The following is a 13256-nucleotide window of genomic DNA, read 5'->3' as shown; positions in this document are numbered from 1 at the left end:
AAAGCATGCAGCGGTTTTCATCAGCAAGATTATCAGCATGCGGCGTCGAGAGATAAGCCTGTGTCGTTATCAAATCGTCGTGTCGAGGCGGGTCTTGATAGGGGGTTGAGGTCGAGACTTCTGAGATAACGCTTGAGACGCAAAAGGCCAGTCATCGCGACTGGCCTTTTGCGTCTTTACTGCGCGTGAAAATCACGCGGCTGGCGTAAAGGCCGGTCGCTGCTTGCGGAAGGCCTGTTTGCGGGTGATCTTGCCCTTCTCGAGGGTGAAGAGATCTACGCTATCGGCCTCGACACGCAGGCCATCGGGCTGGGTCGCCATGAAGGTGCATTCGGAGACGACGCGCTGATCAGCGAAGAAGAACTCGCCCTTGGCCCACTGCACATCGGGCATGGTCGTCCAGGTATTCACGAAGGCATCGCGTACGGCGGCCTTGCCGACGATACGCGTGCCGTGCGCCTCATCGCCGGACACGGTATCGAAGACCACATCGTCGGCGAAGTACTCCATGACCTCATCGATGGCGTGGCGATTGAAGGCATCGAACATGGCGGTCATCTGTTCACGATTCATGGTGCGTCTCTCTGGTGCTTGCACGCCGAAGGAGGCATGTCAGTGGGAGGTGCCGCGACGGCATTCGAGAGCGCCGCGGCGTGTCGGGAAGTGATAGCGGGAAGTGATAGGAGCGATCAGTGGCGCAACTCGCGCGGCGCGTGACTCAGCTCACCTTGTCCAGCACCTGGAAATACTTGTAGAGCAGGTGTTGCCCCATGCGCCGGATAGGCCTGAGCGGATGGGCGGGCAGCGGCGAGTTGAAGATCGGCAGATGAACCTCCGGCAGCGACTTCCCGGCGATCAGCGCGGCCAGCTGCCTGGAGGCATAGGCCGAGAACGACACGCCGTTGCCGCTGTAACCCTGGGAGTAGAAGATCTGCTGCTTGGGGTCCGGCTGCACGATGCGCGGCATCATGTCGTGGGAGATATCCATCCAGCCATGCGAGAACCACGGCGTCTCGATGCCGGCCAGCGCCGGGAATTTGCGCGCGATGGCCTCATGCACCACATCCAGATGCCGGGCGTTCTGCGCATCCGCGCCACTGATGGCACTGCGCGTCCCGATCTGCAGGCGCTTCTCGGGCAGCAGTCGGTAGTAGTGGCGCAGCTTGCGGGTGTCCGTGGCGAAGATGGTGGAATGCAGGCCACAAGCCTCGATCTCATCGTCGGTCAGCGTGCGCGTCCACACCGAGTTGGCCATGATCGGCATGTTGCGATAGGCGGTCAGCGAGTGAAGATTGGGGCTGGTATAGCCCGCCGTGGCGATGCCCACCGCGCGCGCCTTGACCGTGCCGCCCGGTGTCTGCAGATAGTGGATGCCGTTCTCGGTCGTCCAGTGCTGCACCGGGCTGCTAGTGTGGATTCGGGCGCCATGGCGGCGCGCGATACGCGCATAGCTGTAGGCCAGCTTGAGCGGTTGCACGGCGATGCCCTCGGGCTCCAGCATCGCACCGTGACTCTCCTGATCGCCCATGAAGTCGCGATGCACTGACGCGCGGTCCAGCGTTCGGGTCCGGTAGCCGAGGATGTTGTTGCACAGACGTGATTCGGCCTCGAGATGCTGCATGGCCTGCGGGCTATGGGCGATCAGCAGATTGCCCAATGGCTGAGGCTCGCAGTCCACCTCCGGGTCCTGGGTCAGGGACTTGAAGACCTCGAACCCCTCCAGGCTATTGGCGTGCAGCTGGCGCGCCATGTCGACGCCCCATTTCCTGACCCACTGGCTGCGGCTCAGACGCCCCCAGGCCAAGTGGCCCTGGCCGCCATTGCGACTGGTGCAGCCCCAGCCGATCTGATTGGCCTCCAGCACCACCGCCTTGATGCCATGCTCACGCGCCAGGAACATCGCCGTGGCAAGGCCGGTGAAGCCGGCGCCGATCAGCACCACGTCGGCCTCCATGTCGTCAGTGACCGGGCCATCATCCTCGGGCGGCGGCCCTGCGTGGTAGCGCCAGTAGCTCGGCGCATAATCCACTCCTTCGCCCGGAGAGCTGTCCTTGAGAGGGTCGTAGTGAGGATTGTAAGGCTGCTTGACAGTCATCGTGGGTCACCATCCGTCTTGTTGTTGGCGATCGTTGTCATTGGCGATCGTTGTCATTGGTGATCGTTGTTGGTGATCGTTGTCATTGGCGATCAATGGCGGTGTTGGTTCATGTTCGTTGCGCTCTGCTGGCTTGCCTGCTCGAGACGACGTGAGCCCGTCATGCCGCTCAGGTCGCGCCCGGGATGGGTTGGCTTCCCGACCCCGGGAGGGCGGGTGGCGTAGCCGTGGTACTTGGCGAGGTACTCGGCGTGCTAGCTGGCGTGGCGGGTGCCACAGCGCTGGAGGCTTCCGGCTCAGCGGCTTCGGCAGGCATCGGCTTTACCTGAGGGGCCGGCTGCATGGCCGTCGCGGGCTGTTCATGGGTCGCCTTGAGCATGCGATAGACAGAGAACATGTAAGCGATGCTGACGAGGAAGAAGGGCGCGCCGACCACGATCGCCAGGCTCTTGATGGCGTTGAAGCCGCCGGCGAGCTGGAAGACGATGCCGGTGACGCCGATGATCACGCCCCACAGCAGGCGCATCAGGATCTTCGGATTCTCGTTGCCATTGGAGACCTGCATGGCCGAGAAGAACGAGGCCGAATCCGAGGTGGTGACGGCGAAGACGATGATGTTGAACAGCACCGCAAGGCACAGCCACCAGCCGCCGGGCATGCTCTGCAGCAACAGGTAGATGCCGGATTCCGGATTGCCCTGCACGCTTTCCCACAGCGGCACGATCTGATTGACCTCGGCATAGCCGGCCGAGCCGCCCCAGATGCTGAACCACACGATCGACAGCAGCATCGGCACCACCACCACGCCGAACACGAATTCGCGCAGGGTGCGGCCGCGGGAGATGCGCGCGATGAAACCGCCGCAGAAGGGGATGTAGGAGATGTACCAGAGCCAGTAGAAGATCATCCACCAACCCACCCACTCACGCTGTTCGAAACTGCCCGCGTCGGTCCAGAACTGGTTGACGAACACCGAGCCGAAGTAGTCACCGAACTGCTGGGTAATCATGTTCAGCAGGTACTGCGCCGGGGCGTGGCCGAAGGCCAGCAGCGCCAGCAATATGGCGCCGGCCATGATCATGTTGAGCAGGCTGAGGTACTTGATGCCGCGCTCGATGCCGGTCGCCGCCGATGCCACATAGGCGATGATGATCACCAGCATCACCATGGCCTGACCGAAGGCGCCGAACTCGAGCCCGAACAGCACCTTCAAGGCATAGCTGATGGAGGTGACGCCCAGCCCGATCATGGTGGCATTGCCGCCGATGGTGCCGATCACGCCAAGCCCGTTGGCAAGCTTGCCCCACAGACTGCTGTTGCAGCGCTCCCCCAGAAGACCGTAGAGACCGGTGGCGACCGTCAGCGGCTGCCCGAGGCGATATGCAGGAAAGGCGATGGCCCAGGCGGCCACGGCAAACAATGCCCAGCCATTCATGCCCCAGTCCATCAGGGTGTTGCGGATCGCGGTTGATACCCCGGCCTGCTGGCCGACCTGATTGAGGTCCTGCACATGCGAGGAGGTGTAGAGGTGCGTCAATGGCTCGGCGACGCTGAAGAACACGAAGCCGATGCCCAGCCCGCAGCTGAAGATCATCGAGATCCACGCCACATAGCTGAACTCAGGACGTGAATCATCCGGCCCCAGGCGGATGCCGCCGAAGGGGCTGAGCAACAGATAGAAGCTGAAGATCAGCGTCGCGGCGACACCGAGCACGAAGCTCCAGCCGAAATTGAAGATCAGGAAGTCACGTATGCCGGACAACGCCGCGCCGGTCTGCTCCGGCGCCGCGAGCGCATAGATCATGATCAGGGTGTAGATGCTGAGGACGGGCCAGAACAGCCCTTTATCGTAGTCGCCAAGCAGACCGGATGAGCGCGGAACGCCGTTGCTGCCAGCGCGCTCAGCCGCTGCGGGATTGCGTGTTGCTGTCACTGGGGTGCCTCCAGGAAGGGGCCCTGATGCTCCACGCCAGATCTCGTCAGGCACCTGACAAGCCGACAGGAATATCGAGAGCAGATTTTATTGTTGTCATGGGAGCGGGGGCTGGGACATCGTCTTCATCGAACTGGCAAGGTCCCCATCCATCGTCAGTGAATGCGCTGCAGCTGATACAGCACTCGATGAATCTTCTCGCGTCACAAATGAAAATAGACGGCGAGTAAAATCGCGCAAGTGAAATTTTTCAGTATTTTTTCATTCATATGTAAAGTGATTGTCTTACGGCATTAACTTATTGAAATACAAAGAAAATAACGCCGATGCGCAGCCTGGCTCGATGGTGGCAGGCCAGCGAACAGAGGCGAGAGGGGGGTAGAGAGCGGAGTAGAGGTAGGAGCAGAGAGGGGAGTAGAGAAGAGAGCAGAGAGGGGGCAGCAGAGAGGGGGCAGCAGTGACTGGAGCAAGAAAGCGAAAGGCAGCCAAGGGATAAGCCAATGGCGTGAATCAACAAGGTCAGCATGCTGCGAGCCCCTCATCACTCCCTGATGAGGGGCTCGAGTCTATGGGCTCACACAAGTTGCTTGCGCCTCTCGGGAAGGTCGGTATAGAGTTAATGTGTACTGTATACAATTCCAAAAAGGTGCAGTCATGACAACTGAAAACCCCTCCGTCCCGGAGTTGAACGGGGCATCCCTGTCGGGAATCTTCCTGGCATTCTGTCTATTGATGTCCAGCGTCCTGCTGCTCAAGGTGCCGGTGGCACTGGCGTTGTTCGCTGCCTGGTTCCTGCTGATTCTGTGTGGCTGGATGCTGAAGGTGCCGTACCCCAGCCTGCAGGCGGGCCTGATGAAAGGCATCATGCGCGGCATGGAAGGCGTGCTGATCATTACCTGTGTGGGCGCGGTGGTCGGCTCCTGGATCGCGGGCGGCATTGTGCCGACCGTCATCTATTACGGCCTGAGTCTCGTCCACCCGGGTACCTTCCTGCCCATCGCGTTTCTGGCTTGCGCCTTGACCAGCCTGGTGACAGGTACCTCCTTTGCCTCGGTGGGGACTGTCGGCGTCGCGATGATGGGCGTCGGCGCGGGTTTCGAGATTCCGCTGCCCTATGTGGCAGGGGCCGTGATCTCTGGCGCCTATGTCGGTGACGCCATCTCCCCGCTGTCCGATACCACCATCCTGTCGTCCTCTCTGTGTGATGTCTCCTTGATCGATCACGTGCGCTCCATGGCCTGGGTTGGCTTGCCTGCCGGTGTGCTCGTGCTGGGCGGCTTCTACCTGTTGGGCATGGATTCCGCGGCATCCAGCCAGGCCATGCAGTCCGCTCAGGTGATGTTGAGTGACCTGGATGCCCTGTTCGTGATCAGCCCGATGTTGCTGTTGCCGCTGTTGATCACCCTCGGCCTTCTGATGGCGCGCAAGCCTGCCATTCCGGTGATCGCGATAGGGGCCTTCCTCGGTGTGCTGTGTGCCTGGTGGGTGCAGGGCGCAACGCCTCTCGAAGCTGCCATGTCGCTGTATCAGGGCTATTCCCAGACGCTGGAAGGTTCCACGATCGGCGGGATTCTCAGCCGCGGTGGCATCCAGTCCATGTTGCCGGTGGTCGTCATCGTCATCTTCGCGCTCGGGCTCGGCGGGCTGATGGAAAGCCTCGGCGTCATCCGTTCGGTGGGCAATCGTCTGTCGCGGATGGTGAAGGGAGACGTCAGCCTTACCCTCATCACCGTGACCTGCGGATTCTTCGGCTCAGTCTTCGGTGGCGCCGCCTATGTCTCGTTGTTCACGGCCTCGGCCATGACTCGCAATCTCTATGAGCAGCAGGATATCGAGCGACGGGTGCTCTCGCGCAATTGCGAGGCCGGCGGCACCTTGTCCTGCCCGATGATTCCCTGGACCAGCGGTGCTGTCTTCATGGCGGCCACCACCGGCGTGGCGACCCTCGATTACCTCCCGTACCTGTTCTATCACTTCGCCTTCATGGCTGGCTGTCTCATCAGCGCTATGACCGGGCTCGCGTTCTGGAAGGGGCGCCGCGCCCTGAATTCCACACATTCCGTCACAACTTCACCTCTTTCTCAGGAAGCTTGATCATGGCCATGTCCACTATCAGTTCTCAGGCGTATGCCTCCGATCCGCGCAACGACGACGTCCTCATCTACGTCAATGGCGAGTTCAAGAAGCGCAACGAAGCGACGGTTTCCATCTTTGACAGTGGCTTCGTGCTCGGGGATGGCATCTGGGAAGGGATGCGTCTCATCAATGGCAAGCTGCTGGCGATTGATGCGCATATGGATCGTCTGTTCGAGGGCGCCAATTCGATCGATCTGGACCTTGGCATGAGCCGCGTCGACATGATCGGCATCATCCGCGAGACGCTGCGCGTCAATGACATGCACGATGGTGTTCATATCCGTCTGATGGTGTCGCGTGGCTTGAAGAGCACGCCCAACCAGGACCCGCGCTTCGTGCTCGAGGGCCCGACGGTCGTCGTCGTCGCGGAATACAAGAAGATCGACGAGGCCCGCAAGCAGAAGGGTATCAAGCTGTTCACCTCGACCTTCCGCTGCAGCACACCGGATGTCTTCGACCTGCGCCTGAATTCCCACAGTCGTCTCAACTTCATCCAGGCATTGATTCAGGCATTGCACGCCGGGGCGGATGAAGCCTTGATGCTGGATAGCCGTGGCTTCGTGGCCAGCTGCAACTCCACCAACTTCTTCATCGTGCGCAAGGGTGAAGTCTGGACCTCCACCGGCCTTTGCAACTTCAATGGCCTGACCCGCAAGGCAGTGATTGACCTGGCGGCCAGCAACGGCCTGGTAGTGCGGGAAAAGGACTTCACTTTGGCTGAAGTGTATAGTGCCGAAGAGGCCTTCGTGACCGGTACCCTGGGCGGTCTGACCCCCGTCGTGTGCATTGATGGTCGCACGATCGGAACAGGGGAAATGGGGCCGGCATATCGGCAGTTGAATGCCTTCTATGAAGCCTATCTTGAGGAGACGAAGTGACCAGAGGGACTCGCAAGGCATGAATGATTTCAGCAAGCTGCATCGCCCTGACACCCTGTGGTCGGGCGTGGCTGAGCAGATCCAGGACCTCATCGCGTCGGGCACTCTTGTCCCGGGCATGAAGCTCACTGAAGCCTATCTCTCCAAGGCACTCGGCGTCAGCCGGGTGCCGGTACGAGAGGCCTTGCGCCATCTGCTGAGTACGGGGTTGCTGGTCAGTGAGCCCTACAAGGGCGTGCGAGTCCGTCATTTCGATCATGCCCATCTCGCCCAGTTGTACGCCTATCGCGCTGGGCTGGAGAGAATGGCCTTCAATATTCTCTGGCCGATCAAGACCGCGCAGATGACTGACGAGCTGATTCGGCGTCAGCACGCCTTGAGCGACGCCATCGGGCGGCGTGACAGCGAAGGCGCCATCATCGCCGAACTGCATCTGCATGGATGGTGCCACGAGGTCTCGGGCAATGAATTCCTGCTGGCGGACTGGGAGCGCATACGTCCGCATCTGCAGTGTTATTTCGTGCTTCACCAGCGGGCCCATCAGCGGCCCGGCCCATCGCGTGAAGCCCATGACCGCTATGTGGCGCTTGCCACCGGTGACTCGCTGCCGGACATGCTCGCGCATATCGATGAGCATATGCACCAGGGCATGAGCAAGGTGCTGGAGCTGGTCGAGTGAACGGGTGACTCAACAGCGTATCGCCGGACATGTCATCGCCTGGCATGCCCTGTGATATTCCTCTCCCAGCGTTTGTGTAAGTTGGCCTGCTGGCATCGCCCTGGCCAGCGGGGCCCCTTGTCCCGCCCACTGCGCCCCGAAACCGGTTTCCCCTTTTGATCTGGCTGCGGCGTTGAGCGCCTTGCCTGCTGCGTAGCTCAGAGGGTAGTCCGGTGGCGTGGGGCGTGATTGCTCCTCCATCAGGCTGGCGAATCGGTTGGCGAGAATGCGCGCGGGACGGCCCGAGACGATCGAGGTCATTCGCGTGTGATGCGCTGCGGGCCCGGTGAGTGTGTCTCGATAGGCGTCATCGGCGCTGGATTCCGGGCAGGCGATGAAGGCAGTGCCGAGCTGTGCCGCCACGGCGCCACATGCGAGAGCAGCGGCAATGCCCGCACCATCCATGATGCCGCCCGCGGCGATGATCGGCAGGTGCGTCTCATGTACCAGCAGCCGTGTCAGTGCGGCAGTACTCAGCTCGGCATCCGCGGCTTGTGGATCGAACATGCCGCGATGTCCCCCGGCTTCAAACCCTTGCGCCACGATGGCGTCCAGACCAGCTCGTTCAATGGCGATGGCTTCCTCAAGACAGGTCGCCGTCGCGAAGAGCGAGATTCCCGCTGTCTTCAAGGCAGCAATGGCCTGCGAAGAGGGGAGTCCGAAGTGGAAACTGACAATCGGCGGACGAGTCTCGAGCAACATCGCCAACATGTCAGGATCATCGGCAAAGCTGGTATAGAGCGCATCGAGCTGGGCAGGAGGCTCTGTGTCGAAGGCTTGGAAGTGAGGGGCCAGCCATTTGAGCCATGCCGCTTGACGTTCTGTGTCATGAACGGGGGCCTGATGCACGAAGAAATTGATGTTGAAGGGCTTGTCGGTCAGTGACTGCAACTCGTGGATCATGCGGCGTGCGCCTGCTGCATCGGTGGCTCCTGCTCCCAGCGAGCCCAGTCCACCGGCATTGCTGACAGCGGCTGCCAACTGCGGTGTCGAGACCCCGGCCATCGGAGCCTGGATGATCGGCAGCTCGACACCCAGCAGCTCGCCCATGGACGTGCGTTTGCTGTCGGGGTTGAGGCTGATTGAGCCACTGCTTCCCGCTGCTTGCTGCATGGTGTTCTCCTCAAGCCTCCAGGATGTATGGCCTCATCGTACGCTTGACGCAACGCCGTGTGCCAGCGTGAGTTTCGGGGCTGTCCATTGTTTTCCGCGGCTTGGACCCAAGGTCTTGTTCACTGTTTATTCGAATGAGTGAATGCATTGCTCATCCTGACCCGAAAGTTCACCGGAAAAGGAAAGCACCTCCATGGCACTAACCACATCTTCGTCAGCGTCCGTCTCCGAGATCATCGTCGATTCACTGCTTGAGGCCGGCGCCAAGCGTTGCTACGGCATCGTGGGTGACACCATCAACCACTTCACCGACGCCATTCGGCGCTCCGAGATGGAGTGGGTACATGTGCGGCATGAGGAGGTGGCCGGTTTCGCGGCAGGGGGCGAGTCTTTCATCAGTGGCGAGCTTTCCTGCTGTGCCGGTACCTGTGGGCCGGGCAGCACGCACTTTCTGAATGGTCTGATCGAATCACACCGCAATGGCGCGCCGGTGGTGTTCATTGCCTCGCAGATCGATACCGCCGAGATGGGCGTCGGCTTCCCGCAGGATGTGGATCAGAAGGCGCTCTATTCCCAGTACAGCGTGTTCTGCGAGTACCTGACCAATCCCGAGAATGCCCGCCGCATGGTCGCCATTGCGGCGCAGAAGGCACTGGCGGAAGGCGGGGTCGCGGTGCTGATCGTGCCGGGGGATCTGTTTACTCAGAAGCCCAAGGGCTCGCTGCCGTGGCGTGCCCATCGCTTCGCCCCGGTGATTCGCCCCGGCGAGCAGGAGCTGGCCGCCGTCGCCGAGGCACTGAATGCGCCGGGCAAGGTCTCGATCTATGCCGGTATCGGCTGTCAGCACGCGCAGGAGGAAGTGCTGGCGCTGGCACGGCGGCTCAAGGCGCCAATCGCCTGGACGTCGCGCGCCAAGGACTTCATCGAGCCCGAGAATGAGCTCGAAGTCGGCATGACCGGCGTATTCGGGCTGCAGGGCGGCTACGAGGCCGTCGCGGAGTGTGACACCTTGCTGCTGCTCGGTTGCAGCTTCGCCTGGACCCAGTTCTATCCGGACAAGGCGACGGTGATTCAGGTCGATCTGGACCCCGGCAAGATCGGTATTCGCCACCCGGTGGACCTCGGGGTCGTCGGTAGCGTCAAGGACACCTGCGCGGCGCTACTGACCCGTGTCGACCCGCGTGATGACAGCGCCTGGCTCGACAGCTGCCGCAAGAAGTATCTCGAGGCGCGTGACGATGCCGCCGTCACCTCCGATGACGAGCGTCTCATCCACCCGCAGGAGCTGACACTGGCGCTGGATCGCCATGCCAGCGAAGACGCCGTCTTCACCGCCGATGGCGGCAGCCCGATGGTGTGGTGCCTGCGCCACATTCGGGCCAACGGCAAGCGCCGCACTCTGCCGAGCCTGATGCATGGCACCATGGCCAATGCCTATCCTCAGGCCATCGGCATCCAGAAGGCCTACCCGCAGCGTCAGGTGATCGCCATGTGCGGCGATGGCGGTCTTGCCATGCTGATGGGGGACCTGCTGACCCTCAAGCAGGAGAAGATCCCGCTCAAGATCGTCATCTTCAACAACAGCACGCTGGGCTTCGTCGAGCTCGAGCAGAAGGTCGAGGGCATCCTGGATACCTACACCGAGCTCGAGAATCCCGACTTCTCGCTGCTGGCACAGTCGATGGGGCTGTGGGGGCGTCGCGTCGAGGAGAAGCACGAGCTGGATGAGGCGGTGCAGAGCCTGCTGGCCCAGGACGGCCCCGGGGTGCTCGAGGTCAAGGTCAACCGCATGGAGCTGGTGATGCCACCGCATGTGGAGGCCGGGCAGGTCGCCTCCACCGCGCTTTACTCCGCCAAGGCGGTGCTCAATGGTCGCATGGATGATGTGGTCGACCTGGTGCGCAACAACTTCACCAAGCGCTGAGCAAATGACATGAGCCGGTAAACTGCTCAGTTATCTGTGCGCAGCTGATGCGAAAGAAGGCCCCGATCCTGTGGATCGGGGCCTTCTTGTGGGTGCGGCTATTGCCCTATGACTCAGGTCGGTTCATTACGTAGCTCAGTTCATTACGTAGACCGCTTCGCGGCAAAGAACAGCTCATGGCGTCGCTCACTTCCAGACCTGGGAAGCGAAGCCGCGCCAGTAGTCATCCATGTCGCGATAGCTGGTCATGTCATACAGGCTGAACTTGCGGCTGAGACGTGCGCCACCATCACGGGTCAGCGGATTCCAGGCCAGGCCGACAGTGTCACGGCTGGAATGCATGAAGAACGCATCCAGTGGCAGCACGATGTAGAGGCCCTTGTCGAAGCTACCCTCGCCGAAGTCGTCGCCGGCATCGGTGAAGGTGGCCCAGGCGCCCATGCGTGCGCCATTGGCGAAGCCGCGTGAGAGATCCAGCGTCATGCCGACATCTTCTGCCAGGTAGCGGCCGAAGCTGGCCTTGGCCAACACGTCTTCATAGCCGGTATCCCAGTAGATGCTGGCATGGCCTGTGGTGGTCGAGTAATCGCGCAGGCCGAACTGTTGATCGAACTCGCGCTGCTTGACCCAGTTCACATCGACCCCGTAGGCCAGTGGCGAGCCCAGCGGGCGATAGAGCACCTCCGCGCCCACACCGGCATACATCATCTCCAGAATGCCGCCGTAGGCCATGCCGTACCAATCACGCCCGAACTGGTGGGTACGGGTGTACTGCAGGTTGTCGATACCGACGTCGGTCTCTTCGATATAGCGACCGATATAGGAGCGAACCCTGGGCAGCTTGGAGTCCGAGATGTAATCGAACTTGTCGAAGTTGTCGAACAGGGTCAGCTGTGCCGAACCCGAGAGCCAGCCATGGCGATCGGTACGCCAGGCAGCGGAGCCGCGCAGATAGGCCTGATACAGATAGCCATCCGGGCCGCCGATGTTCTGGTTGAGGCCGGGCGAGAAGCCGACGCTCCAGCGATCATCAGGATTCTCGAGCAGCACCTTTTCCCCGGTGTAGCGGGCCGCGCCTTCGCCATGCTCATCGGACGGCTCGGTGGCCGCCAATGCATAGACGCTGTGGGTATAGCGCAGCTGCTGGCGCGCATCGTGTCCGGCGCTGACGACATCGGCGCGCGAGTGGACATCTTCGCGCGTGTCCAGGCCGCCAGAACGCAGGCGGTAATGGAAGCTCTCGAAATAGTCATCCAGCCGGTTGTGCAGCACGCGGTTGGCACGCCCTTCGGCCTGAGCGGTGGAGCGGAAACGCGTGCTCTCGCCACTGACGATCAAGGCGGTTCCCTCACGCGAGAGGCTATCAACGCGAATGCCCGATTGCGCCTGAATCTCGCGGGAGAGCTCTGGCCAGCTGACCTGGTTGCGCGTGGGGGCCTCGGCATTCAGACGCTCCGGCGGGCTATCCAGCTTGGCCTGCGAGAGCCCGGCGAGATCTACCCCGAAATTGACGCCGAACATCGCGGTATTACCACGCTCCCAGCCGGCCTTGACGGTCAGGTTGTCGGTCACGCTCAGGCGGGCGCCCAGGTTGATCGGGCTATCCTGCTCTTGATCGTTGTCCTGCGGCTCGCTCTGATAGTCATTGCCGTCAAGCTCTGCCATCAATACCAGCGGGTCCCACGGTGTCTGCCATTCCACGCCGCCGAAGATGCCGACATCACCCTTGAACAGGCTGTTGAGGGAGAACTCACCGCCCTGATCACCGCCAGTCTCGCCACGCCCGGGGCGGTCGTTGTAGCTGTCACGCACCCAGCCGAGCGGATTGCTGATATCACCGCGTGAACCGAGATAGCCCCAGCCAAGGCCCAACGTGAAGTCGAGGTCATACCAGCGCTTGCTGGCGACCAGGTACTCACTGCCGAACAGGCTGGTACCGCCCATGTCGCGCAGGCCGACCGCGACTTCCGGCAGATAACGGCTCTCTTCCCACAGGCGGAACTTGGCGTCGACACCCTTATCCAGGTAATCGCGGTCGCCGGCGATGGCTTCGCCGTACAGGCGGTTGGTGACTTCCGTGTAGCGGAAGCCGACCTCCAGCCAATCGAGCGGCTGCAGGCTGACGTTATAGCGCCGGTAAGGCTCGACCTGGCTATAGGAGAAGTGAATGCTGCCCGGTTTCTGCATGCGCGCGGTCGGGGTCTGCATCAGGCCGACGCCACCGAAATCCGATTGCCCATGCCCGAGGCCACTGAGACGCGTCTCGATCGGCTGCGGACCATCCAGCAGGCCGGCATAGCTCATCGGGGCCAGCAGCACGCCCGCACTGAGCATGGCCAGCTGCCGGATGGCGCGCGTCAAGGGAGTGAGCCGGGCACGCGCCGGCGCCATGGAAGAGAAGTGCGAATGATCCATGCTGTCTGCTGCCATCCTTTGCCTGCCTGAGCACGAGGCGTCCT

The 13256-nt window shown here is 61.6% G+C and carries 9 protein-coding genes; 4 read left to right on the top strand and 5 right to left on the bottom strand.

Features of this window, described 5'->3' with window-relative positions; all coding sequences use genetic code 11:
* Positions 1 to 192 precede the first annotated feature (192 nt).
* From HA399_RS10840 to HA399_RS10830, 3 genes are all read right to left on the bottom strand, one after another.
* Entirely contained in the window at positions 193 to 573 is a 381-nt protein-coding gene (locus HA399_RS10840; protein WP_216060339.1) for a nuclear transport factor 2 family protein, read from the bottom strand.
* A gap of 145 nt (positions 574 to 718) precedes the next feature.
* Positions 719 to 2095: an NAD(P)/FAD-dependent oxidoreductase gene (locus tag HA399_RS10835; RefSeq protein ID WP_404324972.1), complete on the bottom strand. Its 1377-nt coding sequence runs from the start codon at positions 2093 to 2095 to the stop codon at positions 719 to 721.
* A 169-nt stretch (positions 2096 to 2264) separates the two neighbouring features.
* Entirely contained in the window at positions 2265 to 4028 is a 1764-nt protein-coding gene (locus tag HA399_RS10830) for a BCCT family transporter (protein ID WP_404324971.1), read from the bottom strand.
* 654 nt (positions 4029 to 4682) lie between these two features.
* Here HA399_RS10830 and nhaC point away from each other — a divergent pair.
* From nhaC to HA399_RS10815, 3 genes are read left to right on the top strand one after another with little or no spacing between them, the layout of a single operon-like run.
* The gene (gene nhaC / locus HA399_RS10825) at positions 4683 to 6122 is read left to right on the top strand and encodes a Na+/H+ antiporter NhaC (RefSeq protein WP_404324970.1); all 1440 of its coding nucleotides are present in this window, start codon (positions 4683 to 4685) and stop codon (positions 6120 to 6122) included.
* Between the two features lie 2 nt (positions 6123 to 6124).
* A complete protein-coding gene (locus tag HA399_RS10820; RefSeq protein WP_404324969.1) occupies positions 6125 to 7042 on the top strand; it encodes an aminotransferase class IV in 918 nt (305 codons plus the stop codon).
* A gap of 19 nt (positions 7043 to 7061) precedes the next feature.
* Positions 7062 to 7721 carry a GntR family transcriptional regulator gene (locus HA399_RS10815; RefSeq protein ID WP_284891999.1) on the top strand — a complete coding sequence of 220 codons (660 nt, stop codon included), beginning with the start codon at positions 7062 to 7064 and terminating at the stop codon, positions 7719 to 7721.
* Positions 7722 to 7730: 9 nt separating this feature from the next.
* Here HA399_RS10815 and HA399_RS10810 read toward each other — a convergent pair whose 3' ends face one another.
* Positions 7731 to 8873 carry an NAD(P)H-dependent flavin oxidoreductase gene (locus HA399_RS10810; protein ID WP_404324968.1) on the bottom strand — a complete coding sequence of 381 codons (1143 nt, stop codon included), beginning with the start codon at positions 8871 to 8873 and terminating at the stop codon, positions 7731 to 7733.
* A 193-nt stretch (positions 8874 to 9066) separates the two neighbouring features.
* Between HA399_RS10810 and HA399_RS10805 the strand changes: the two genes are divergently transcribed.
* Positions 9067 to 10797: a thiamine pyrophosphate-dependent enzyme gene (locus HA399_RS10805; RefSeq protein WP_404324967.1), complete on the top strand. Its 1731-nt coding sequence runs from the start codon at positions 9067 to 9069 to the stop codon at positions 10795 to 10797.
* 186 nt (positions 10798 to 10983) lie between these two features.
* On the opposite strand, the gene HA399_RS10800 is transcribed toward HA399_RS10805, so the two are convergent.
* A complete protein-coding gene (locus tag HA399_RS10800) occupies positions 10984 to 13212 on the bottom strand; it encodes a YjbH domain-containing protein (protein ID WP_404324966.1) in 2229 nt (742 codons plus the stop codon).
* Positions 13213 to 13256: the final 44 nt, after the last annotated feature.

Origin of the sequence: Cobetia sp. UIB-001 (assembly GCF_044789135.1) — a bacterium.
Classification (GTDB): Bacteria; Pseudomonadota; Gammaproteobacteria; order Pseudomonadales; family Halomonadaceae; genus Cobetia; species Cobetia amphilecti.
This window is presented reverse-complemented; position numbering and strand designations above follow the sequence as displayed.

Bases quoted from the DNA above. Each gene is read 5' to 3' on its own strand.
- HA399_RS10840 (WP_216060339.1), bottom strand. From the start codon at position 573: ATGAATCGTGAACAGATGACCGCCATGTTCGATGCCTTCAATCGCCAC.
- HA399_RS10835 (WP_404324972.1), bottom strand. From the start codon at position 2,095: ATGACTGTCAAGCAGCCTTACAATCCTCACTACGACCCTCTCAAGGAC.
- nhaC (WP_404324970.1), top strand. From the start codon at position 4,683: ATGACAACTGAAAACCCCTCCGTCCCGGAGTTGAACGGGGCATCCCTG.
- HA399_RS10820 (WP_404324969.1), top strand. From the start codon at position 6,125: ATGGCCATGTCCACTATCAGTTCTCAGGCGTATGCCTCCGATCCGCGC.
- HA399_RS10815 (WP_284891999.1), top strand. From the start codon at position 7,062: ATGAATGATTTCAGCAAGCTGCATCGCCCTGACACCCTGTGGTCGGGC.
- HA399_RS10810 (WP_404324968.1), bottom strand. From the start codon at position 8,873: ATGCAGCAAGCAGCGGGAAGCAGTGGCTCAATCAGCCTCAACCCCGAC.
- HA399_RS10805 (WP_404324967.1), top strand. From the start codon at position 9,067: ATGGCACTAACCACATCTTCGTCAGCGTCCGTCTCCGAGATCATCGTC.
- HA399_RS10800 (WP_404324966.1), bottom strand. From the start codon at position 13,212: ATGGATCATTCGCACTTCTCTTCCATGGCGCCGGCGCGTGCCCGGCTC.